23 protein-coding genes are annotated in these 22,350 nt (G+C 64.9%); 4 read left to right on the forward strand and 19 right to left on the reverse strand.

Annotation, left to right across the window (positions count from 1 at the left end):
- Positions 1 to 255: 255 nt before the first annotated feature.
- On the forward strand, positions 256 to 1,194 hold the full coding sequence (locus JQ573_RS09500) for an IclR family transcriptional regulator (protein ID WP_212309701.1): 939 nt from the start codon (positions 256 to 258) through the stop codon (positions 1,192 to 1,194).
- Positions 1,195 to 1,237: 43 nt separating this feature from the next.
- Here JQ573_RS09500 and JQ573_RS09505 read toward each other — a convergent pair whose 3' ends face one another.
- From JQ573_RS09505 to JQ573_RS09520, 4 genes are all read right to left on the reverse strand, one after another.
- Positions 1,238 to 1,864: a hypothetical protein gene (locus JQ573_RS09505; protein WP_249131571.1), complete on the reverse strand. Its 627-nt coding sequence runs from the start codon at positions 1,862 to 1,864 to the stop codon at positions 1,238 to 1,240.
- Entirely contained in the window at positions 1,861 to 2,403 is a 543-nt protein-coding gene (locus tag JQ573_RS09510) for a c-type cytochrome (protein ID WP_212309702.1), read from the reverse strand. The genes JQ573_RS09505 and JQ573_RS09510 overlap by 4 nt, the downstream gene beginning before the upstream one ends.
- A gap of 79 nt (positions 2,404 to 2,482) precedes the next feature.
- The gene (locus JQ573_RS09515; protein WP_249131573.1) at positions 2,483 to 4,255 is read right to left on the reverse strand and encodes a PQQ-dependent dehydrogenase, methanol/ethanol family; all 1,773 of its coding nucleotides are present in this window, start codon (positions 4,253 to 4,255) and stop codon (positions 2,483 to 2,485) included.
- A 143-nt stretch (positions 4,256 to 4,398) separates the two neighbouring features.
- Positions 4,399 to 4,902, reverse strand: a complete 504-nt coding sequence (locus tag JQ573_RS09520; protein WP_312011438.1) for a copper chaperone PCu(A)C — start codon at positions 4,900 to 4,902, stop codon at positions 4,399 to 4,401.
- Between the two features lie 109 nt (positions 4,903 to 5,011).
- Between JQ573_RS09520 and JQ573_RS09525 the strand changes: the two genes are divergently transcribed.
- Both JQ573_RS09525 and JQ573_RS40600 read left to right on the forward strand, forming a co-directional pair.
- Complete coding sequence (locus JQ573_RS09525) at positions 5,012 to 6,007, forward strand: phosphotransferase (protein ID WP_212309704.1); 996 nt, start codon at positions 5,012 to 5,014, stop codon at positions 6,005 to 6,007.
- A 119-nt stretch (positions 6,008 to 6,126) separates the two neighbouring features.
- Entirely contained in the window at positions 6,127 to 6,255 is a 129-nt protein-coding gene (locus tag JQ573_RS40600; protein WP_283815061.1) for a hypothetical protein, read from the forward strand.
- 27 nt (positions 6,256 to 6,282) lie between these two features.
- Here JQ573_RS40600 and JQ573_RS09535 read toward each other — a convergent pair whose 3' ends face one another.
- The 3 genes from JQ573_RS09535 to JQ573_RS09545 all read right to left on the reverse strand — a co-directional run bounded on the left by JQ573_RS09535 (position 6,283) and on the right by JQ573_RS09545 (position 7,633).
- Positions 6,283 to 6,465 (reverse strand): hypothetical protein, encoded by a 183-nt coding sequence (locus JQ573_RS09535; RefSeq protein ID WP_249131574.1) that lies wholly within the window; start codon positions 6,463 to 6,465, stop codon positions 6,283 to 6,285.
- 89 nt (positions 6,466 to 6,554) lie between these two features.
- On the reverse strand, positions 6,555 to 7,010 hold the full coding sequence (locus tag JQ573_RS09540) for a cupin domain-containing protein (protein WP_212309706.1): 456 nt from the start codon (positions 7,008 to 7,010) through the stop codon (positions 6,555 to 6,557).
- Between the two features lie 107 nt (positions 7,011 to 7,117).
- The gene (locus JQ573_RS09545; RefSeq protein WP_212309707.1) at positions 7,118 to 7,633 is read right to left on the reverse strand and encodes a GNAT family N-acetyltransferase; all 516 of its coding nucleotides are present in this window, start codon (positions 7,631 to 7,633) and stop codon (positions 7,118 to 7,120) included.
- Positions 7,634 to 7,830: 197 nt separating this feature from the next.
- Between JQ573_RS09545 and plsY the strand changes: the two genes are divergently transcribed.
- A complete protein-coding gene (gene plsY / locus JQ573_RS09550) occupies positions 7,831 to 8,517 on the forward strand; it encodes a glycerol-3-phosphate 1-O-acyltransferase PlsY (protein WP_212309708.1) in 687 nt (228 codons plus the stop codon).
- Between the two features lie 28 nt (positions 8,518 to 8,545).
- Here plsY and JQ573_RS09555 read toward each other — a convergent pair whose 3' ends face one another.
- From JQ573_RS09555 to JQ573_RS40765, 12 genes are all read right to left on the reverse strand, one after another.
- On the reverse strand, positions 8,546 to 9,373 hold the full coding sequence (locus JQ573_RS09555; protein ID WP_212309709.1) for a cysteine hydrolase family protein: 828 nt from the start codon (positions 9,371 to 9,373) through the stop codon (positions 8,546 to 8,548).
- Positions 9,374 to 9,431: 58 nt separating this feature from the next.
- Positions 9,432 to 10,355: an ABC transporter permease gene (locus tag JQ573_RS09560; protein ID WP_212309710.1), complete on the reverse strand. Its 924-nt coding sequence runs from the start codon at positions 10,353 to 10,355 to the stop codon at positions 9,432 to 9,434.
- On the reverse strand, positions 10,352 to 11,440 hold the full coding sequence (locus JQ573_RS09565) for an ABC transporter permease (protein WP_212309711.1): 1,089 nt from the start codon (positions 11,438 to 11,440) through the stop codon (positions 10,352 to 10,354). Before JQ573_RS09565 ends, JQ573_RS09560 begins: the two co-directional genes overlap by 4 nt.
- 13 nt (positions 11,441 to 11,453) lie before the next feature.
- Positions 11,454 to 13,007 (reverse strand): ABC transporter ATP-binding protein, encoded by a 1,554-nt coding sequence (locus JQ573_RS09570; protein ID WP_212309712.1) that lies wholly within the window; start codon positions 13,005 to 13,007, stop codon positions 11,454 to 11,456.
- A 3-nt stretch (positions 13,008 to 13,010) separates the two neighbouring features.
- Positions 13,011 to 13,997: a BMP family protein gene (locus JQ573_RS09575; protein ID WP_212309713.1), complete on the reverse strand. Its 987-nt coding sequence runs from the start codon at positions 13,995 to 13,997 to the stop codon at positions 13,011 to 13,013.
- A gap of 101 nt (positions 13,998 to 14,098) precedes the next feature.
- Positions 14,099 to 15,544, reverse strand: a complete 1,446-nt coding sequence (locus JQ573_RS09580; RefSeq protein WP_212309714.1) for a DUF1116 domain-containing protein — start codon at positions 15,542 to 15,544, stop codon at positions 14,099 to 14,101.
- The gene (fdrA, locus tag JQ573_RS09585) at positions 15,544 to 17,361 is read right to left on the reverse strand and encodes an acyl-CoA synthetase FdrA (protein ID WP_212309715.1); all 1,818 of its coding nucleotides are present in this window, start codon (positions 17,359 to 17,361) and stop codon (positions 15,544 to 15,546) included. Before fdrA (JQ573_RS09585) ends, JQ573_RS09580 begins: the two co-directional genes overlap by 1 nt.
- Positions 17,310 to 18,269, reverse strand: a complete 960-nt coding sequence (gene arcC / locus JQ573_RS09590; RefSeq protein WP_092115048.1) for a carbamate kinase — start codon at positions 18,267 to 18,269, stop codon at positions 17,310 to 17,312. The genes fdrA (JQ573_RS09585) and arcC overlap by 52 nt, the downstream gene beginning before the upstream one ends.
- A 4-nt stretch (positions 18,270 to 18,273) precedes the next feature.
- Entirely contained in the window at positions 18,274 to 19,782 is a 1,509-nt protein-coding gene (fdrA, locus tag JQ573_RS09595; protein WP_212309716.1) for an acyl-CoA synthetase FdrA, read from the reverse strand.
- Complete coding sequence (locus tag JQ573_RS09600; protein WP_212309717.1) at positions 19,779 to 21,029, reverse strand: DUF1116 domain-containing protein; 1,251 nt, start codon at positions 21,027 to 21,029, stop codon at positions 19,779 to 19,781. The genes fdrA (JQ573_RS09595) and JQ573_RS09600 overlap by 4 nt, the downstream gene beginning before the upstream one ends.
- Positions 21,030 to 21,039: 10 nt before the next feature.
- The gene (locus JQ573_RS09605) at positions 21,040 to 21,228 is read right to left on the reverse strand and encodes a hypothetical protein (RefSeq protein WP_050404632.1); all 189 of its coding nucleotides are present in this window, start codon (positions 21,226 to 21,228) and stop codon (positions 21,040 to 21,042) included.
- 204 nt (positions 21,229 to 21,432) lie between these two features.
- A complete protein-coding gene (locus JQ573_RS40765; protein WP_312011439.1) occupies positions 21,433 to 22,329 on the reverse strand; it encodes a DUF2877 domain-containing protein in 897 nt (298 codons plus the stop codon).
- Positions 22,330 to 22,350: the final 21 nt, after the last annotated feature.

Raw genomic sequence — 22,350 nt, forward strand, 5'->3', positions numbered from 1 at the left:
GTCATCGCTCGGTGTACACACTTCGCCTGCAACATCGGGAACGATCGCGGCGATGTCCATCGGCGGAGCAGCTTGCGAGAATAATTTCAGATACGTGGAAGAAATGCCGGTCGCGCGCGGATCGTACGTCCGGTCATGCTGCACCGCGGACGCTTGACCTTCATTGGTTTCGCTGCACATTCGACAGGAGAAGGCGACAATGAATGTTGCAGCGCACCAAGTATGCGCTGCGTTCAAGGACACGAGCGGCCAGAGATGAAGGGAGTTCGCTCCGATACCCAGCCCCCGTCCCGGCGGGGCCGCAGGCGCATCGTCGCCGACCGCGTGCGCACGCAAGCGGACGATCCCGCGGCGATGGTGATCGAGGCCAACCGGCATGACGAATTGTTTCGCGCCGCCGACGGCAGCCCCGATCCGTCAATCGTCAAGTCGGCGCATCGCGTGCTCCGCATCTTCGAGTATTTTGCCGAGATCGAACGGCCCGCGGCCATGACCGAGATCGCGCGCCGGTTGAACTATCCGCCGTCGAGCACGTCGGCACTGCTGAAGAGCCTCGTCGAGCTCGGCTATCTCGACCACGACCGGCAGGCGCGCACCTACCGGCCGACGGTCCGCATCGCCCTGCTCGGCGGCTGGCTCACGAGCGAAAGGCTGCCGGGCGTCACGCTCGATGCGATCACGCGCGAGCTGCATGAGGCGACGCGGCTGACCACCTTCGTGGTGGCGCGCAACCAGCTTTACAGCCAGTACATCCGCGTGCTGCAGGGCACGACACCGGTGCGCTATTATCTCGAGCCCGGCGCGCGGCGGCTCCTGACTCACTCGACCCCGGGTCGGGTGTTTCTCAGCCTGATGAACGACGAGGATGCGCGGCGGATCGTGCAGCGGATCAACGCCGAGGAAGCACCGTCATCCGCCGTCCGATTCGGCGATATCCAGCATGCGCTGGCGACGATCCGCCGGCAGGGCTTCGCCTATACGCGCGACATGGGCACGCCCGGCCTGAGCGCGATTGCGATGCGGCTGACCGAGGCCGACCAGACGCCTCCGCTTGTCATCACCGTTGCAGGCCCGAGCTCGATCGTCTCGGCGGAAGCCAAAGCGATCATCGGAAAGATGCGCGAGCTGGTCGAACGGCAGTCTCCCGGCCTGTTGCCGCAGATCGACATCGACGCAGCGCCGATCGAGACCTAAGATCGGGCGGGCTACGCGGCGCAAACGCGCCCAATCGATGTTCCTACGACCCCGCGCGGCGAATCGTGATCCGGGTCTCGTCGGTCATGTCCTTGAGCTCCTTGTTCGGCTCGCGATAGAGGTGACGCTCGATCTGGACCGTCCGGCCATCGGCGGTCTTGCTGCAGGTCTCGTCGACGAACACGCCGCCGACCTCCTGCTTGCCGGCGCCCGGCTTCGCCTCCGAGCAGGTCCAGCCGTCCTCGCCGTAGCGCGACTTCGCCTGCAGGCCGAGCAGGAACGCCTTCTTGCGCAGATAGAGCCGCGCCTTCGGATCGGTCTCGATCGTCAGCGCCGCGATCCTGGCGTCCTTGTCGATCATCACGGTCAGGATCGCGGGATGGCCGCCGACCATGGTGCCTTCCCGCGCGGTCTCGCGGTCATACTCGAAGCGGATGCCGCGCAGCTGGTCCGGTCCGGCCGGGCAAGCCGCCCACTGCGCCCATTCCGCCAATCGGTGCGTCTTCTCACCGACGCAGGTCAGGTTGATGTATCCCGCGTCGGGAACGCTGCTGATGTCCATGCCGACATTGATGTCGCGCAGGTCACCTGCCGTGGCCATCGCCGGCACCGCCGCGGTGACTGACGCGGCGAAGACCAACCCGCGGATTGCCGATCCCTGCTTGCTCATGGCTTTGCCTTCTCGCTCTGGTCGGACGACGCGGCGGCGTGGCCGGCCTCCTTGTAGATATTGCAGACACGCGAACCGTCGCCGAAGAAGGCGATGCATTCGTCATAGTTCGGCTCACCCTTGCCCTTGACGTGGGCGAGCACGTAATCGGCGACCGCCTCGATCTCGTTGGGCCGCAGGAACACGTTCGCCTCGGGCGGCATGCGATCCGCAACATCCTGCCGGGTCATCTCGTAGCATTTCGTGGTGTCATAAGAGCCGCGCACGAAGAACGGCATGCCGGTGCCCGGCCGCCCGCACGTCACGGTCTCGATGATCTGCTCGCGGGTCAGCTCGGTCTTGCGCAGCGACAGCGCGTCGCCGCCATAGCCGCCGCCGCCATTGCCGTGCCATTTGTGGCAGCCGACACAATTGCCGCGCTTGAACACCGCCTTGCCCGCATCGGTCGGATCGCTTGCCGACTGTGCGTGCACGGTACCGACAAATCCCGTCACCAGCGCGCAGCCGAGCCACGCGCCAACCAGCCATGTTTGTTTCATTTGTTCTGTTTCTTGTCTTGCTTCTCTCGGCCAGATCGACGCGGGAGGCCTCTCGCTGAGGCCTCCCGCGCTTGCGATGTCAGAGCGCGAACACGTAGAGCATCGAGCCCGGCTGCATCCGCTTCAGCTCGGGCGTGGCGTCGATGAACCACTTGTCCCAGGCGCCGCCGAGGCCGACCAGGATCGCGACATACTGCTTGCCGTCCACCGAGAACGTCATCGGAGGCGCATTGACGCCACCGCCGGTGTTGAACTGCCAGAGCTGCTGCAGCGATTTCGCATCATAGGCGATCACCTCGCCGGACGGCTGTCCGGAGAACACGAGATCAGGCGTTGCCAGGATGCCACCGAGATTCGGGAATTGCGTCTCCGCCTTCCCCGCCACCTTGCCGGTGGTGACGTCGATCGCAGTGACGCTGCCGGTGATCTTGACGTTCTGGCTCGGCCCGCCGCCGGTGAAGAACTCGCGCGCCTTGACCTTGTCCGGCGTCATCTCCTCGACCTTGATGTGGTTGCAGCTCTCGATGACGGGGATGTACCAGAGCTTCAGGGTCGGATTGTAGGCGGTCGGCGGCCAGTTCTTGCCGCCCATGTTGCCCGGGCAGATATCCGTCTCCTTGTTGGTCCGGCTCGGCGTCACCGATGCGTTGTACTTCTGCACGCCCTGCTTCGGATCATACTCCACCGGCTTGCCGGACTCGGGATCGAGTCCCTTGGTCCAGGTCACCTTCTTGACGAAGGGCAGACCCCAGATGAACTTGCCGCTGTTGCGATCGACCGCATAGGCAAAGCCGTTGCGGTCGGCCTCGAGCGCGAGCTTCAGCGTCGTGTTGTTCGGACCGGGGACGTCGACCAGCACGTTCTCCGCCACGCTGTCATAGTCATAGGGATCGTTCGGCGTGTGCTGGTAGTGCCACTTGATCTTGCCGGTGTCGGCATCGAGACCGAGTGACGAGTCGGTGTAGAGGTTGTCGCCGGGCCGGTACTCATTGTCCCAGTCCGGTCCGGGATTGCCGACGCCCCAGACGATGGTGTTGGTCGACGGGTCGTAGCTGCCGGTGACCCAGGTCGATCCGCCGCCGCTCGCCTTGGCGTTCTTGTCGTCCTTCCAGGTCTCGGAACCGGGTTCGTCCTTGCCCGGGATGGTGTGGGTACGCCACACTTCCTTCTGGCTCTTCAGGTCGGTCGCGGCGATCCAGCCGCGAATGCCGTATTCGGCGCCAGCGACGCCGGTAATCGCCATGCCCTTGACGATCAGTGGCGCGCCGGTGATCACTTCACCCTTGTCGGGATCGGCGACCTGACGCTGCCAGGCGACCTGCCCGGTCTCCTTGTTGGTCGCGATCAGGCGGCCATCGAGCGTGTGCGAGATCACGAGGTTGTCCCACAGCGCGACGCCGCGGTTGTCGACGCCGCAGCAGGCGACCGCGCCGGCCCAGTCGTGGTCGGTCTTGGGATCCATCTTCCAGAGCAGCACGCCTTTGCCGCCGTGCGCGTCGATCTTGTAGACCGACCCCCAGCCGTCGGTGACGTACATGAATCCGTTCTCGACGATCGGAGTTCCCTCCAGGCCGCCGTGCCCCCAGATTCCGCCGCCCTCGACGCCGCCGAGATGCATAGTCCAGGCGACCTTCAGGTTCTTGACGTTGTCCTTGTTGATATCCGCCAGCGACGAGAAGCGGGTCGCCGAATAGTTCTTGTGATGGTGCAGCCAGTTGCCTGCTTCTTTGTCAGCATTGAGCAGACGCTCCTGGTTGACATCGTCGGCGAGCGCGAAAGAGCCCGCGAAGGTCGCGGCGGATGCTACCGCCGCCGCGAGCATGTGCGATTTAACCCAATTCAACCTTGTCATGCGTTCATTTCCTCCGGATCCAGCGTTCTTCATTGATCGAACCGCCCGTCACATACGGGCGGTCGCGCGAGAAGCCTTGCGTCCCGGCGATCGGCTGTGCCGCCCGCCGCCTTCCTTAGTCACTTGTCTTCACTTGTCTTGGGTCACTTCTGGACCTGCACCTCCGTCTCGATGGTTCCAGCTTTCTGAAAAACGACCGCGCATTTGAAGGTCTCGCCGGGCGCGAGCGCCTGACGCAACTGCAGCAGCATGACGTGATAGCCGTCGCGCTTCAGCTCGAGCGTCGCCTTGGCCGGGACTGGTATATTGGATATCGAGCGCATGGCGGGCGCGCCTTCGCCGCGATCGACGATGTGGCGCTCGGAAAAATTCGCGACCGGGCAGCGGACACGGAGCAGCGCGTCGGCGCTGTCGGCCTCATTCCTGATCGTCATCGTCAAGGGAAGGTCTCCGCCTTCTTTGTCGGCAGCCGGTACGCGCGCATCCACGATCGCCATGGATTCGTTCGCGACGGCGTCATGCATTACTCCGAACGTGCTGATCAGGCAGAATAATGGCAACGCGATCCATGATCTGCACCTCACGATCCTGCACGCAACGGCGCAATGCAACCCCCGCTCGAACGACATCAAGTTTTCTCCCGACATGATTTTTGCGGCATTGTTTCATGCTTCGTCGCGCGCGACCAGCAATAGATCGAGAACGCTGCATCAATGCAATTTCGGAACGCATAGCCGTCATGCTAACTTTTTGTGCATGAGTAATCTCGATACGCTTCAGTCGGAACAGCGCGATGCAGCTCATGCTGCGCTGCGTGAGGTGATCGGCAGGGCAGCGATCGACGCCGTGACGCCGATCTCAGGCGGCGCCACGTCGGCGCGATTGTTTCGGATCGATGCAGGCGGCAAGAATTATTTGCTACGGATCGAAGGCGGGCCGAGCCCACTGCGCAATCCGTACCAATATGTTTCGTTGCGTATCGCGGCCGAGGCCGGCATCGCACCGCGACTCTACTACGTCGACGAAGCGTCGCGCGTCGCGGTGATGGATTTTATCCAGCGGCAGCCGCTCGGTAGCTATCCCGGCGGCCCGCCGGCGTTGGCAAAGGCGCTCGGCGAGTTACTGGCGCGGTTGCAGGCGACGCCGACCTTTCCGGCTTTCGTGCGCTATCCCGATATCGTGGCTCGGCTCTGGGCTCATGTCTGTCGCACCGGCCTGTTCGCGCCCGGCGTGCTCGACCGATGCAACGAGCGTCTCGAACGCATTCGCGCGGCCTATGTCTGGGATGAGGCGAACTCGGTCTCGAGCCACAACGACTCGCTTCCCGCCAACATCCTGTTCGACGGCAACAGGCTCTGGATGATCGACTGGGAATCGGCCTATCGCACCGATCCGCTGGTTGATCTCGCTGTTGTCGGCGACAGCTTCGCGCGAACGCCGGAGCTGGAGGCGGTTTTGCATCGCGCCTGGCTCGGCCGCCCGCTCGACGAGGCGCTGCGCGCCCGGTTGCGGTTGGTCCGCGCCCTCTCCCGTCTCTATTATGCCGGCGTACTGTTCAGCGCATCCGCGACAGCGCCGCGCGCCGCACCCGACACCAGCCTCGCCGCGCCGACGCTTGCCGAACTCGCAGCGGCCACAAGCGCCGGCCGGCTCAGGATCGGCACACCCGCGGCCAAGCACGTGTTCGGCAAGATGTTCCTGGCCTCGTTCCTGACCGAGGTTGCGACGCCGGGCTTCGATCTTTCGGTTTGACGGTCAACCCGGCGGATTGAACGTGCGCGCAAAGAACACCGTCGGGCCAGCCGTTTCCAAGCCGCACCTCGCGGGTCACGCTCGTCTGTGGCAGCCTCGAACGCGCCGAGCGCCTCAGCGTGCGCTCGCTGATGCCCGAGAATGGCGTCATCTTCAGCGACGGCATCGAGGCCGACCGGCTCGATTTCAACTCGGGGACGGAAGCGCAGATCACAGTCGCGGAGCGCGAGGGACGGCTGGTGGTGTGAGACTGCCGCACGCTCTCGCGGCGCAGCTCACTGCGGCACCGGATGCAGCCGCGCCAGCTGATCGAGCGACAGGCCGGCCTCGCGATCGCTCAAGGGAAAACGGACGATGATATCCTGACGGGCCACCTGCCCCCACAGCGCGTCCGACGACCACTTCTGCGGCTCGGGTCCGCGCGGACCATCAATCCAGATGAAATACCATTCCGTCATGGACGCGACCAAATCTCCCTGGCCGGAAGATTGGTCCTTCGCCGGCCAATCCGCAACGCCGGATTTCGGGCCGGCCTGCGGTCCAGGGCCTATTCGTACGGCCGGCCGTCCTTGTGCAGAAAGCGACCGTCGGAGCTCGGGCTCATCATATCGATGTCGGAACAGGTGATGACGTCGGCACGCGAGCGCGAGCCGACTTCGAGATAGGTCGCCGTCATCTGCGACCTGTTGATCATATGGTGCCCGTTGCCGGAATTTTTCGGGAACGCCGCGCAATCGCCGGCGCGCAGCACCGTCTCGCCGCCGTCCTCGATCAGCACCACCTCACCTGCAAGCACATAGACGAACTCGTCCTCGTCCGAATGCCAATGGCGCTGGCTCGACCAGTTGCCCGGCGGCAGCCGCATCAGATTAACGCCGAAATCGGCGAGCCCGCCGGCGTCGCCGAGGCGCTGCCGGATTCGTTCCGCGCACGGTGCGGCGAACTCGGCCGGATAGCCGGTCCCCTTGCGTTCCGGCACCTTTGTCAGATCGACTTTCGGCATGGCAGCGTCCCCGGGGCGATGACAGCAAATGAATGCGTGGCCCTAAGCTTGGATGTGCGGCTATCGCAACGAGCCGCCTGAATTGTGACACTCCACCTTGTGCGACGTCAGGCGCCCCCGAGCAGATCCTTCACCATAAGGATGTCATCATAGTAGCGGCCGTCGATCTTCAGGGCATGCCTCTCCAGCCCGTACTCGACAAAGCCGGCGCGCCGGTAGAGCTCGCAGGCCGGCTCGTTGCCCTTCACCACGGCAAGCTGCACCAGCTCGACCGATTGCGCGGCGAGCTCGAGCACGGCATCGACCAGGAGCCGGCCGACACCGGCGCGTCGCGCCTGCTGCCGCACATACATCCCAACCAGCATGCCCTTGTGCTGCTGTTTCGGCCCTTGCGCCGCGATGAAGCCGACGATGCCGGCGAGTTCGCCGCCCCGAAACGCCCCAATTATCGCCGCCCCGTGCGCGAGCCTCTCCGCGAACCATTCGACGGGATGCACGCTCTCCGTCTCATACGCGCTGCCGAACGCCTCGGGACTCAAGCGCAGCGCCTCGAGACGGATGTCGCGATAAAGCGCAGCGTCTGCAGGCAAGAGGCGGCGAATCTCGATTGATTGCGTCGTCATTCCGTGTCCTGTCTCCGTCGCGGCAGCATCGCCGCTCGATCGGCATGTCGACGCGGTATCTATCGCGCGGCCAGCCTATTTCAAAGAGGATTGGAGCGGGCAAGGGAATCCACCCCTCGTATCCACGGTTTCGGCCGTCGCATGGAGGTAGACTCCGGCTGACGCTTGCCTGACACTGGCGCATCGAGGAGAAGCCTATGGTTTTTTGGATCGCGAGTGCGGCTGGATTGGCGACTACCTACCTTCTCGGTTCGATACCAGCGGGCTATCTCGCGGGGAAACTGCTCAAAGGCATCGACATCCGGGAGCACGGCTCCAGGTCTACCGGGGCCACGAACGTCTTGCGTACCCTGGGCAAGTGGCCCGCGTTGGCGGTCCTGCTGGTCGATGTGCTGAAGGGTGCCGGCGCGATCGCGTTTGCCCGCTGGTTCTATCCCTGGCTCGGGACATTACCGTCCGTCACGCCACCGACGGCGATCGATCTGCAAACCTTGCTGCCCTGGGCGGTCTGCCTGGCCGGACTTGCGGTATTGCTGGGCCACAGCCGTCCGATCTGGCTGAATTTCACCGGTGGCAAATCCGCAGCGACGGGGCTCGGCGTGTTGCTGGCGCTGTCCTGGCCCGTCGGTTTAGGCGCCGCCACGGCCTTTGCCGGCGTGCTGGCAATTTCCCGGATTGTTTCCCTGAGCTCGATGATGGCGGCGCTCACTGCGATCGCACTGGTCTGCGCCTTGGAGCAGCCATTGCCCTATCGCCTGCTGGTCATCGCAGGTGGCCTCTACGTGATCGCGCGCCATCGCGCCAACATCCAGCGGCTGCTGGCCGGGACCGAGCCGCGCCTGGGATCAGGTGGACGAGAATCGCAAGCGGCGTCACAAGGCTAGTGTGTGCACTCGGAGCGCGACCGATCTGTCACGCCGTTGGATCTGCTCCTGAAATGGCCTCGATGACGTCCGACGAATGCGTCACAAAGCCAAAACATTTCTTGACGTTGAACAGGGTTGCCTCAACGCAGTAGCCCGGCGAGGTCGTTGCGCAGCAGTCTTCGACCAGGAGGCAACCGTAGCCCAGGAAATTCGCGTCGGTGAGCGAATGCAGCACGCATTGATCGGTGTTGACGCCGGCAAACAGGATCGTCTTGGTTCCGAGATTGCGCAGAATGCTATCCAGCGTCGTGTCCCAGAAGCCGCTGATCCGGTATTTGTCGACGTGAATGTCCTCGGGCTCCTGCTTCAATTCGTCGACAACGGCCGCGGCCCAACTGTCCTTCTGCAGCACACGCGCGCCACTGCCCGGCAACGGCTCGCCAAGGCCGATGCCGACGCCCTTCGGCTTGTAGAGATGGAGCTGGTTCGGCGCCATGTTCTTCAGATCGGGCCGATTACCCCAATTCAGCCAGATGATTTGCACGCCGGCGTTCCGCAACACCGGGAGAAGCTTCTGCAGCGGCTCGATCGGCGCCCGATCCGGCGTGTGATCGAGGCCGAGATGATCGACCCATCCTCCCTTGGCGCAGAAGTCGTTCTGCATGTCGACGACGATGAGAGCGGTGCGGTGCAGATCGACCGTCACCGTTTGCGGCTGCGCGTCGATCGTGACCGCCCTGGGCGGCGGCGGCGCCATCGCCATGTTGACGTTGTTGTCGTCGACCAGCCATTTGTAGCCGGGAGCGGATCCAAGAGGATTGGCGGCGTTGGGCGCGGCGGATTCCGCGGCCTTTGCTAAAGTGGAACTGGTCATCGGACTTTCCTCCCTTGGCTATGTTTTCTTGCCTATGTTTTCTTGAAGTCTGTTGCGATCAGCCGCCGCGTTCGAACGGAATGGTCAGGGCCGAGGGCTGCCTGCTCTTGCCGACGAAGCCCGCGATGGCGACCAGCGCCAGCAGATATGGCAGCAGCAACAGCAGCGCGACCGGCACATCGAGCTGCAGCGCCGGCACCAGGAATTGCAACGCGGTCGCGAAGCCGAACAGCAGGCATGCCGCCAGCGTGTACCAGGGATTCCAGCCGCCGAAGATCACCGCCGTGATCGCGAGATAGCCTGCTCCCTTGGTCATGTTCTCGGTGAACGTATTGCTGTCCGCGACCGACATGAACGCACCGCCGAGGCCCGCCAGCACACCGGCGTAGAGCACGCCGAGATAACGTGTCCTGGCGACGCTGATGCCCGCCTTGTCCGCGGCGCGCGGATCCTCGCCGACCGCCCGCACCGCCAGCCCGAACGACGTGTACTTCAGGATCAACCAGGTCACGACGACCATCAGGATGCTGACATAGGCAAGCCCGGTCTGGTTCGCCAATGCCGGCCCGATCACCGGGATACTGGCAAGCCACGGCAGATTGAGCTGCGCGAAACCGGGAATCGGATCGCGCGACAGCGGCCCGAAGATCTCACGGTAGAGAAACGTGGTTGTTCCCAGCGCCAGGATGTTGAATCCGATCCCCACCACCAGTTGATTGGCGCGCAAGGTCACGCTCAGCACGGCCTGGACCGCGGCAACCGCCATCGCGACCAATACGCCGGCCGCCACGCCGAGAAGCGGCGAGCCGGTCGCCCACGACGCCAGCGCCGCCGTGAAGGCCGACATCAGCATCATGCCATCGAGGCTGAGATTGAGCACGCCGGCGCGCTCGCTCAGCATCTCGCCGGTTGCGGCGAAGATGATCGGAACCGCAAGACGAAGTCCGGAACCGATGAACACGGCCATTTGTTCGTCAATCATCGGGTCACCTTTCGGTTGGTGAGGATTGCGGAGCCTGCAATGACAATGACGATCAGGCCCTGGCAGATCAGGACGACGGCGGACGGGACATGCGCCGAGATTTCCATGTTGATGGATCCCGATCGCAGGAAGCCGAACAGCAGCGCACCGATCACCACGCCGACGGCCGAGCCGCGCGACAGCAAGCCGACCACCAGGCCGTCAAATCCGTATCCGGACGAGAAATCGCTCGTCAGATAGAACTGCTGGCCGAGGATCATGATCGCGCCGCCGAGACCGCCCAGGCCGCCGGAGACCGTCATGGCCAGGATCACGTAGAAGCTAGTTCGCATGCCGGCGCGGCGGGAGGCCGTCGCATTCAAGCCGACGGCGCGCAGCCGCAGACCGAGCGTGCTGTGCTTGAGCACCAGCCACACCACGACGACGGCGATCGCCGCAATCGGCAGACCGATATGGAGCGGAGATCCATTGTCCGGGAACAGCAGCGGCAGCTTGGTCGAATCTGGAATCTCCGCCGATTCCGGCAGCGACGACACATCGCTGATCGGCTTGCGCAGCAGGTGAAAGGATTCGACCGACCAGTACACGAGCGGCAGCGCGATGAAGCTCAACAGCAATGTGCTGATGACCTCGTTGGTGCCGCGTGCCGCCTTGAGGAAGCCCGCCAGGCCGCCCCAAACGGCTCCCGCGATAGTCCCCACGGCGAGCGGCACGATAGACGCCAGTCCCAACGGCAGGTCGCCGGCGCCGTGCAGAGCCGCTGCCGTCGCGAACATGCCGCCCATCGCGATCTGCCCCTCGCCGCCCACATTGGTCAGGTTGGCACGGTTGGCGAAGATGAAGCCGAGACCGACCAGCGCGAGGCTGATGGCGCGATTGATCGAAGCACCGATGTTGAAATCGCTTCCCGCCATGCCGTCCCAGAAGGCTTCGATCGCCTCGAGGACGGATGCGCCAGTGGCGGCGATGATGAGCAGGCCGATCCCGAGCGCGATAATGGTCGATATCACCGGAACCAGAACCTGCAACGGCACGAGCTCGAGCCTCGCGCCCTTTGCGACCCGCGCAAGCTTCGGATTCTTCATAACCATGGCCAACCTAGACATGCGCATGCCCCGACATCATCGCTCCGATCGCCTCGCGGCTGAACGACCCGGCCGCGAGCTCGCCAACCAGCTTGCCGCGGTAGATCACCGCGATCCGGTCCGACACCGCCATCAGCTCCTCGAGCTCGCTGGAGATCAAAAGCACCCCGAGGCCGTCATCGCGTGCCGCACGGATGCGATTGTAGACGGCTTCGATCGCACCGACGTCGAGGCCGCGCGTCGGCTGCGCGGCGAGCAGGAACACCAGCGGGTCGAGCGACAGCTCGCGTGCCAGCACCGCTTTCTGCTGATTGCCGCCGGAGAGGCTCGCCATCGAAACATCAGGGCTGCTCGCCCGTACGTCGAAGTCGCGCATCATCGCGTCCGCCGCCTTGCGGCGCGCCGACTTGTCGAGCAGCCCGAAGCGGCTGAATTTTCCGATGGCGCCGAGAAACAGGTTCTCGGCCACCGACAATTCCCTGATGCAGGCCACCGCATGGCGATCCTCGGGAACGATGCCGACACCCGCATCCGTGATCTCCTGCGGCGTGCAACCGCCCACCGGCGTGCCGCCGACCACGATCGCGCCGGCGCTTGGCGAGGCGAGCCCGGCCAGGATCAGTCCGAGCTCGGTCTGGCCGTTGCCCTCGACGCCCGCGATCCCGACGATCTCGCCGGTGCCGACCGTGAGGCTCAGGCCGTCGAGCCGCGGCACGCCATGCGGGTCGCGATACACGAGGTCCGAGATCTGCAGCACCGCCTCGGCCGCCGACGCCGGACCGGCCGCGTCTGCGGGTTTCGCCGGCGTCTTGCCCTCGACGTCGACCGCGGCGGCGAGCACCGAACCTGCCGACTGGACGTCGCGGCCGACCATCGAGCGCACCAGCGATCGGATGTCGGCACCGTCCATCGGGACGGTCTCGATGATGCGGCCCTGCCGCAGCACCGTCGTGCGATCAGCCACGCGGCTGATTTCGCCGAGCTTGTGCGTCACCAGGATCACGGACTTGCCGCGCAGCGCCACCTGGCTACAGATCGCCAATAGCGCATCGATTTCGTCCGGCTGCAGGACGGCCGTCGGTTCGTCGAGCACGAGCAATTGCGGATCGCCGAGCAGGCATTTGATGATCTCGACCCGCTGCCGCTCGCCGACCGAAAGCTCATCGATCCGCGCCCCGGGGTCGATCTCGAGCCCGTATTCCGCTGCGAGCTGCTCCATCCGCACGATGATGTCCTGCGGCTTCAACACCGCGTTGGCGCGGCCGAGCATCAGGTTCTCGGCCACGCTCATGTTGGACACCAGGCTGAAATGCTGATGCACCATCACGACGCCGCGCTGCAGCGCTTCCGCCGGGCCGCGCGGATCGAACGGCTCGCCGCCGAGCGTCATCGTGCCGGCATCCGGCCGGTGCACCCCGAACACCAGGTTGCACAATGTCGATTTGCCGGCGCCGTTCTCGCCAAGCAGGCAATGCACCTCGCCGCGCTCGATCAGCAGCGATATGTCGTCGAGCGCGGTGAAAGCCCCGAAGCGCTTGGTCAGGCCAGACAGTTCGAGAAGAGCCACGGGTCAGCCCACCTTGACTTTGATCTTGCTCGACAGCAGGTCGTCCTTGAGCTCCTTGATCTTGGCCTGGATCTCAGGCGTTGCTCCGGCGCAGATCTCGATGTCGGCCGAGCGCGGCCCCATGGCGAGGCCGAACTGCTTGTACTCCGGGTGCCACGTTCCGGCGACGGCCTGGTCGATGGCATATTCGACCATGAAGCCGATGCCGCTGACCGTGTAGGCGATGTAGAGCGGATTGTTGTCGGAGCAGTAGTTGGTATAGCTCCCGATCATCCTGGTGCCCTTATCGCGCGCCGCCTGCTCCATTCCGCGCACGCCGAGATTGAGGATGTTGTAGTGGACGTCGGCCCCCTGCGCGATCGCGGCAAGGGTCGCTTCCTTCGCCTTGGCGACGTCGTCGAAGTCGCCGGTGTAGGTCACGAAGCATTTGGTGTCCGGCTTGACGTGCTTGGCGCCGTTCGCGAATTCCGTTCCGGTGTTGACGATGGCCGGGATCTCAAGCCCGCCGACGTAGCTCACCGCGCCGTTCTTCGACATCATCGCGGCGACCGCGCCGGCAACGAAGCCGATCTGCGCCTGCAGCACGTCGTATTGCGCGACGTTCTCGGTCGGCTGTCCGGTCGGGCCGACGATGGAGAACTTTACCTTCGGGAATCGCTTGGCGACCTTGAGCACCGATGCCTGGGTCTGCCCCGCGGCGCCGATCACCATGTCGTTCTTGGTCGCGAGCGTGACGAGCGCCTGCTCCATGTCGGCGAACTTGACGTTCTCGATCGACGTGATCACGACATTCTTGCCGTGGCGCTGCTCGGCCGCCTTCATGCCGTTGTAGGCCGACTCCATCCAGCCATGGTCGGCCCGCGAGCCCGGAATCAGAATACCGATGCGTAGCGGCTTCGCATCGTCGGCGAAGGCGAGCCGGCCCGATGAACCGATGAAGGCTGCCGAGAGCAGACTTGTTTGCAGAAATGCACGACGGGTACCGTTCATGTGTTTCCTCCTGTTCGTTCCCGGTGTCGCCGCATTGCTTGTTGCGGCATTTTTTCAATCGGCGGCGCGACCGCGCCGTCGTTCTCAAACTCGAGGCAACGTCATCTCCCGGCCGTCGCCGCCAATGCGCCGACGGCGTCGACGAAGCACTTCATCGGAGCCTGTACGACGCCGGCGCCGATGATTCCCATGCCCGGCTCCTTGTGCGCGGTCGCAGTGTTGATGAGGGGCCGCCTGCTCTCGTCCACGACCTTGCGGACGTCGATGCCGACAGGCGCTCCGATGAAATCGAGCATCGGCAGGGTGAAGCCGGGATTGCGGCCGATCGTGACGTGCGCCATCTCGCGCGAGTAACGCAGCGCGTCCTGCGGCGTGCCGCCGACGAACTGCACCATCGCCGGAGCCGCCGCCATCGCAAACGCACCCAGTCCCGCGGTCTCGGTAATGGCGCTGTCGCCGATATCGGGATTGGCATCGGCCTCGCTGAAGCCGGGCAGGAACAGGCCGACAGGAATGTCGGCCGGACCGACAAACCATTGCCCGTTCAGCCCGCTGACCCGGATGCCGACATTGACGCCGTTGCGCGCCATTGCGGTGACGATGCTGCTGAACGGCACGCCGTGCGCGGCATCCATGGTCGCCTTGCATGCCGCCATCGACAGGCTGAGGAAGAACATGTCGTCAGCTCCGATCGTCCGCAGCGTCTCGTGAACCAGATCGCGCGAGATCGAGAACTTGAGCAGCGATTCCGTGACGGCGCGATACAGCAGCAGGGTCGCGGCCGTGTTGCGATTGTGCACGTCGTCGCCCATGTGCAGCGACTGCGACATCAGCGGCTTCAACGGCAATCCACCGTCGATGCCGGCGACCGCGGCCTTCAGACATGGCGCCAGCACATTCTCGATCAGCTTGAGGCCTTCGATCACCTCGGGCGCGAAGGCTCCGAAACGCAGGGTCTTGGCGCCGCCGGATTCCATCATCGGCGCATAGGCGCGATTGCCGGTGGTCTGGTTCTCCACCACGAACAGCGGCATCGAGGGCGAGATGATCCCGGCCATCGGCCCGACCGCGCCGAATTCATGGCACGGCGCGAAGCGGATGCCACCTGCCGCGACGAGCTGCTCGGCCTGCTGCTGGGTCGTCGCCCATTTCTCGTAGAGAATTGCGCCGACGACCGCCCCCTTCATCGGGCCGCACATGTCGTTCCAGGCGATCGGCGGACCGGCGTGGAGCAGCGTCCGGCCCATGTCCGGCCAGACCTCGGATGCGTGCGCCGCGACGTCGACCCATACCGGCTGCGCGGTCAGGATGCGCTCGAGCACCTCCGCATTGGCGCGATCGATCCGCGATCCGAGGCAGTCGGCATCGCCGGCGTCGCCAACCAGTTGCGCGAGGCTCCAGGCGACCTCGGGACTTCCGTCGCCGACCGGCTGCCAAAGCAGACGCACCAGCGGGGCACCGCTGCTCTCGACGCCGCGATCGAGGCCGGAGGCGCCGAGGCTGATGACCGATGTCTTGTTCTGGAGCGCGGAAGGGGCTGCGTTCATCATCGTTCTCCACCCTGCATCGCACGGCGCGCTGTGGCGCTGTCGTCCGCGGCCATGCGGCTCGCGATGGCTTGTGCGGCACGGGCTGCGCCGGTGCTGCTGCCGACCATCTCCGCGCCGGCGTCCGCCAACATGGCTTTCTGGGTCTCGTAGGGCTGCGGATCTGAACCCGTGCCGCAGACGAAGCAGACCACGGGAAGCTCCCGCCCCTGAGCGCGCGCCGCGGCCCTCGCCCGGCGGATCGCCGGAGCCAGGATCTCGGCCGGATTGGGGTGGCTGCCGTAACCAAGCACGACGTCCAGGACGATGCAGGCAACGGTCGGGTCGTCCGCTTCCTTGAGCAGCCGTTCGATCCGCACGCCATAGTCGATCATCGGATGTGGACGTCCCACCGTGAATTCGTCGCTGCCGAGATCAATCGCCGTGTGCCCGTGGCTCTCTTCGAGGTCGGCCAGACGATCTCCGCCGGCAAGCGGCGCGTTTGACTGGGCACGAATGCCCGCCGCCCGCCAAATGGTCTGGGCTTCCGAGCAAAACGTTCCGCCGGAGTAGAGACCGCGCAGGTAGCGCTGCGACGGCGCCAACGACGCAGAAACCTTCGTTGCCAACGCTTCGATGGACTGCTCGTCGCTTCCGGATTGGCGCGCGCCCGCAAGCGCGACGGCCTGCCGCGCGGTCTCCTCGAGCGAGGATGTGCGGTGAACATTGCCGGCCGACGCGGCCGGCTCGCCGCCGAGGAAGCAGATCACGACCGGCTTTCCGATCGCGCGAGCGCGCTCGATCACCCGCTTCTGGACATCGGGCGCGGGAGGCTTGGAGACGATGGCCACAACTTTGGTCTGCGCGTCGGCGGCCAGCAGCTCCAGGCCCTGCAACATGGTGATGCCGCCGACCTCGCTTGAAACGTCGTGGCTGCCGGTGCCGATCGCCTGCGAGATGCCCTGGCCATGACGATGGATCTGGCACATCACCTCCTGCAGGCCCGTGCCGGACGCTCCAACGAGCCCGATCACGCCCCGCCGAACGACGTTGGCAAATCCAAGCGGCACGCCATTGATAATGGCCGTGCCGCAGTCCGGTCCCATCACCAGCAGGCCCTTCTGCGCCGCAACGCGCTTGATGGCCCGCTCCTGTTCGATCGGGACGTTGTCGCTGAACAGCAGCACGTTGAGACCCTGGCGCAGCGCCTTCAGGGCTTCGGCGGCGGCATAGGGGCCGGGCACCGAGATCAATGCGAGGTCGGCATGATGGGCCATCGCGACGCCGCCGGAGATCGAGCGCGGCGGTGCTTCCGCCGCGGCTTCAGTCGATCCGCCCTTCGGTTCTTCGCCGGCGATCTGGGAATGAATCTCGCGCTCCGCGGCGGCGAGCTTGTCGGTCGCATCGTCCGCCACAACGATCATGATGTCGCCCGGCTTGGCGCTCTCCAGCGCCGGACTCATCAGCCCGGCCTGCTGCAGGAACTCCTTGTTGCTGCGCGTTCCCATCAGCAGCGTGACCCGCTGCACGCCGGTCCGCGCGACCGTGACCTGGGAAATCCGCATCAACGACACGGAATCCTTGTACAGGTTCGCCTTTATGCTGGATTGAATGGCCATTGCCTTGTCGTTCCCTTGAATCCCGCAGGCCGGTTGCTTGTCTTGTGTCTGAGCTTGAGCCGGCGGCCAGCTCGATTGCTTGATCAGAATGAGGCGCCGACGCGCCTCAACTGCTTCAACTCGGTGAGGCGCGGGCGAATATCCCGCCGATGCGCCGATCCCGGTGGTTACTGAACGACGTGCGTCCCCGTCTCGCCCCGCAGCGCCGCCATGGCGCAATCGAGGTGACTGATGATCGCGCGCTTGCCGCCGCCCTCGAGAAACCGGATTGCCGCATCGACCTTGGGTCCCATGCTCCCCGGAGGAAAATGTCCTTCGCGGTGATAGGCCTTGATCTCCTCGAGGCTGACCTGGTCCAGTTCCTTCTTGTTCGGCTTGCCGAAATTCACCGCAACGCGGGGAACAGCCGTCAGGATCAGCAACTCTTCGATGCCAAGCACATTGGCGATATGAGCGGACGTCAGATCCTTGTCGATGACCGCCGGCACGCCGGTGCGCACGCCCTTCGCGTCACGAACCACGGGGACGCCGCCGCCGCCTCCCGCAATGACGATCGTTCCCCGCTTGACCAAGGCGTCGACCAGCGAGATGTCGCAGACATGCTTGGGCTTCGGCGACGGCACGACATGACGCCAGCCTCGCCCGGAATCCTCACGCATCGCCCAATTGAGCTCGGCGCTGATCTTCTTCGCCTCGTCCTCGGAGAAGAACGGTCCGACGAACTTGGTCGGATTCTTGAACGCGGGATCGTCCTTGTCCACCTCGACCTGGGTCAGCAGGCTTGCCACATGTCGCTGGTTGCCCTGTTCGCGCAGGGCATTCTCGATCGCCTGCATCAGGAGATAGCCGATGCCGCCCTGGCTGTGCGCGACGCAGATGTCCATGTCCATCGGCGGGATTCGGCTCATCGTCAGCATCTGGCGCATCATGATCTTGCCGACGACCGGGCCGTTGCCGTGCGTGATGACCAGCTCATTGTCGAGTTGCGCAAGCGGCAGCAGCGCTTCCGCAGTGATCCGCGCGACGGACTTCTGCTCCTGGGAAGTGCCCCTGATATCCTCGGGGTGAACCGCATTGCCACCGATCGCGACCACCAGGCGACGCGGCACGTCATTGAGTGTACGCATTTCCTTACCTCCCGGCATTCTGGACGATGGCAACCGCGAGCTCGCACGCCTGCGCGTTCGACGGCGCAACGAGGATTCCGGCCTGCTCGAGTTTCCTGACCTGCGCGGAGCGCCCTTGCGGATCCTGCTCCGTGCCGACGACCGACGCGATCAACGCCGGCGCATCTTGCCCGCGATCGGCGACGATCTTCGTCAGATGCTCGGCGGGATCGGCGTGCGCGCCATAGCCGAGCACAAGATCGAGCAGCACCACCGAAAGGTCGCGATTCCTGAGCGCAGCACGCAACGCATCGTCGCGCACGGACGGGTCGATCATCGGGTGCGGCCGGCCACGGGTATATTCGTCGTCGCCGAGGTCGATCAGCCGGTCCCGTCCGGCATTCGGCTCCACGCCGAGCTTGACCACGCCGGGGATTGCGGCGTTCGACGCCACCTTCCGACCTGCGGCAGCGAGGATCACCTGAGCTTCGGCACACAGCGTTCCGCCGGCGAACAAGCCCTCGATCCCGCCTCGGCCGCTCCGCGGAAGCCGTGATGCGACAGCGCTCGCATCGAAGCCCGCGCCGATCTTCTTGTCTCCCAGCGCCAGCTCCGCGGCGCCCTTCAGCGTCGGCGAGAAGCGGGCGTTCGGCGGCAGCTCGATCTCCGAAGCACCGATGAAGCACACGGTGTACGACTTCCGGCTTCTGCCGATCCGCTCAAGCACGGATTTGGCGACATCGGGATGCGGCGGCTTCGAGATCAGCACCACGTGATCGGTTTCCGGATCGGACTCGAATGCATCGATCGCCATCAGCGTGGAGATGCCGCCGATATCCTTCTTCAGATCGCGCCCGCCGACCCCGATGGCGTGGGAGATTCCCGTGCCGGCTTCCGAGATCAGGCACGAGACCTCCTGCGTTCCGGTCCCTGACGCGCCGATGATGCCGATCCTGCCGCGCCTGATCTTGTTGGCGAACGCCAGCGGTGCGCCGCCGATCACGGCGGTTCCGCAATCCGGCCCCATCATCAGGAGGCCGGCCGCCCGCGCCTGCTGCTTGAGCGACAATTCGTCCTCGAGGGACACGTTGTCGCTGAACATCAGGACATGCAGGCCGCGATTGAGCGCCTTGCGGGCCTCGGCGGCGGCGAACTCGCCGGGCACGGAGATCAGCGCAAGATTGATCTCCGGCCTGACCTTCACCGCAGCGGCGATCGAGTGCGGTCGCCAGGCAGCCTGCGCCTCGCCCTGGGTCTTCGGCTTGTCGAGTGACTTGATCGCATTGTCGAGAGCTTCGCGGGCAGCGGACTCGGACTCGGCCTTGACCGCGATCACGAGGTCATTGCCCTTCACGGCAGTGCCCTCCTCCAGCAGCCCCGCATTGCGCATGATCGCCGCGTTCGACGGAGTTCCCATCATCAACGCCGCCTCGATCACGCCGGGCGAGCCGGCCACCTCGCGCGACAGCCGCATCAGCGCGACCGAGTCGAGATAGAATCCCTTGCGGACCTCGTTCAGGACAACGACGTTCATGACACACCCAAATCCTTGGCGATCGCGACGATCGCCTGCTGGAAGCACGCCAACGGCGCCTTGACCACGCCGGCACCGACCTGGCCGATGCCGGGCTCGCGATGCGCGATGCCTGTGTTGATGACGGGCACCACGCCGGAATCGACGACCAGACGGATATCAATGCCGGTCGGCACGCCCGCGAAGTCCATTGCGGCGATGGTCCATTCCGGATTCTGCGCTACCGTGATCTCGCCCATCGAGCGGGTGAAGTTGCCGGCCTCGGACGGTGCGCCGGCCCCGACGAAGCCTGCGACGGCCGGCGCCGCCGCCATCGCAAATCCGCCCAGACCGATCGTCTCGACGATCGCGGAATCGCCCATGTCCGGATTGGCGTCCTTCTCGGAATAGCCAGCGAAATACAGCCCTTCCGGCATTTCGACCGGCGCGGTGAACCATTGCTCGCCGAGCCCGCTGACGCGGATTCCGAAATCGGTGCCGTTGCGGCACATGGTGGTGACGATGGTCGAACCCCGGATGCCGTTGGCGGGATCGGTGATCGCCTTGCCCATCGCCATCGCGATGTTGAGGAAGAACTGATCGTTCTGCCCGATGAACGCGAGGCATTCGGCGAGAACGGCGTTGTCGATCGAGGTTCGCGCCATCCAGGGCGCGACCTCGCGCAGGAAGACGCTCGAACATGCCAGATTGCGCTGATGCAGCTCGTCGCCCATCGACAGGCCGCGCGCGACGATCGATTTCAGGTCGATGCCGCCGGCAGCTCGGATCGCCTTGCCGAGCGTCGGCCCGAACACGTCGCGCAACCAGGCGAGCCGCTTCAGCACGCTGGCGTCGTTGCCGCCGAAGCGCATCACCTTGCCGAGCCCCTCGTTGATCGCGCAATAGGCGCGGTTGGAGAAGCGCGCATTCTCGACCACGAACAGCGGCATCGACATCGTGGTCATGCCGGTCATCGGGCCGACTGCCCCGAAATGGTGGTTGGGGTGAAATTCGATCTCGCCGCTGGCGGCAAGCTTGGTCGCAGTCGGCAGATCCTGCGCCCATCCCTCGAACACGATGGCACCGGCGACCGCACCGCGCATCGGACCGCACATCCTGTCCCAGGAGATCGGTGGTCCGGCGTGGAGGATGATCCGTTCGCGCAGGCCCGGGATCAATTCGCGGGCGGGAACGATGTCGATCAGCCGCGGCTCCCCTTCGAGGATCCGGGTGAGCGCCTGCTGGTTTGCGTCTTCGATCAGTTTCATCGGTGCGCCCTCACACACCGAGCTTCGCGAGCAGGGCCGCCATCTGCGGATCTCCGCCCGCCGACGGCTTCCAGTCGACGTGAACGACGTCGATGCCGCAGTCGCGGAGGTCCTTCACGAACCCCTCAAGCCCGACATTCACGACTTCGACCTTGCGCGCCAGCAACTGCTGATACTGCGGCCTATCCTGATCCGTCATCGTCTCCGCCCTAACAAGTTCGTTTTCGTTGTCTCGAGTAAATAAGAAAACACTTACTTCGTCAAGACCGGATTCCCGGAAAATGCGAGTTTCCGTATCCGCTCGAACAGCGGACCGGCCGAAGCGCAATCCGCCTTAAAAAAAAGTGCTCCGAACTTCGTTCGGAGCAGTCTGGGAGAACTCGAAATTCGGTCTGCAACGGCGTCACCGTTCGCGAAGGGCGTGGCGCAGGACGATCAGACTGCCGGCAAATGCATCCAGTCCGGATGTATGCCCGATCGCCGTCAGGGCCGTGAGGGCGCGACGAAATCCGGCGGCCTCGCCGCTCATCGTTGCATGGATGGCAGCGTGCAGTGCCGCCGCGCCGTAACCCAGCGCCGCCGCGCGCAGATGGATTCGGCTGATGTCGTTGGTGCCGTCGAGCAGTGCGCGGCAATCGTCCCACAATGCATCGCGACATTCGATGCGTCCGAGCGCTGCCAGCGCGATCAGCGCACCGCCGATCAGGTCGTCGCCGGACGGCGTAAGCCCCGGCCCGAGACCGATCAGGCTGGCAAGCCCGGACTCGCGATCCGCATCGTCGTCCGAGCATGCGAGGATTAGCTCCAGCGTTGCGAGACCGGGCATGGCGGCCCGAACCAGCGCAGAGGCGTCGCCCGGAGCACGTCCGGACCCGGCCACAGCGAGGCCTTCCGTAATCAGATCACCGCCCCACACCTCGTCGACAGCATCAAGGCCGCGTCGCAGGCTGGCCGTAGACCAGTGTGGTGCGGCGGGCGGCGCCCAGACGGACCGCGCGGCCAGATTCGCGAGCGGCGTCGCTCCGATCCACAGAATGGAGTCCGCGACCCGCACGGGGTCGCCGACCACAAGTCCCGACCATCGGAAGTCGCCGACCACGTGCAACGGACCCGATCCGATGCCGCTCCGTCCAACGCAGATCCAGATTCCGTCGATCACGGCGTAGAACGAACGTTCGAACACGGCGACGACCTGGCCCGCGGCGCGATCGCGAAGCGCCCTGTCGGCGAGGAGCCCCACTTCCACATCGGCACAGATCGTCGCTGCGGGCTCGGGACGCTGCTCGCCGGGCGCACTCACGCGACCTGCCTGCCTTCCGTC

Origin of the sequence: Bradyrhizobium sp. AUGA SZCCT0105, from assembly GCF_018129565.1 — a bacterium.
GTDB lineage: Bacteria > Pseudomonadota > Alphaproteobacteria > Rhizobiales > Xanthobacteraceae > Bradyrhizobium.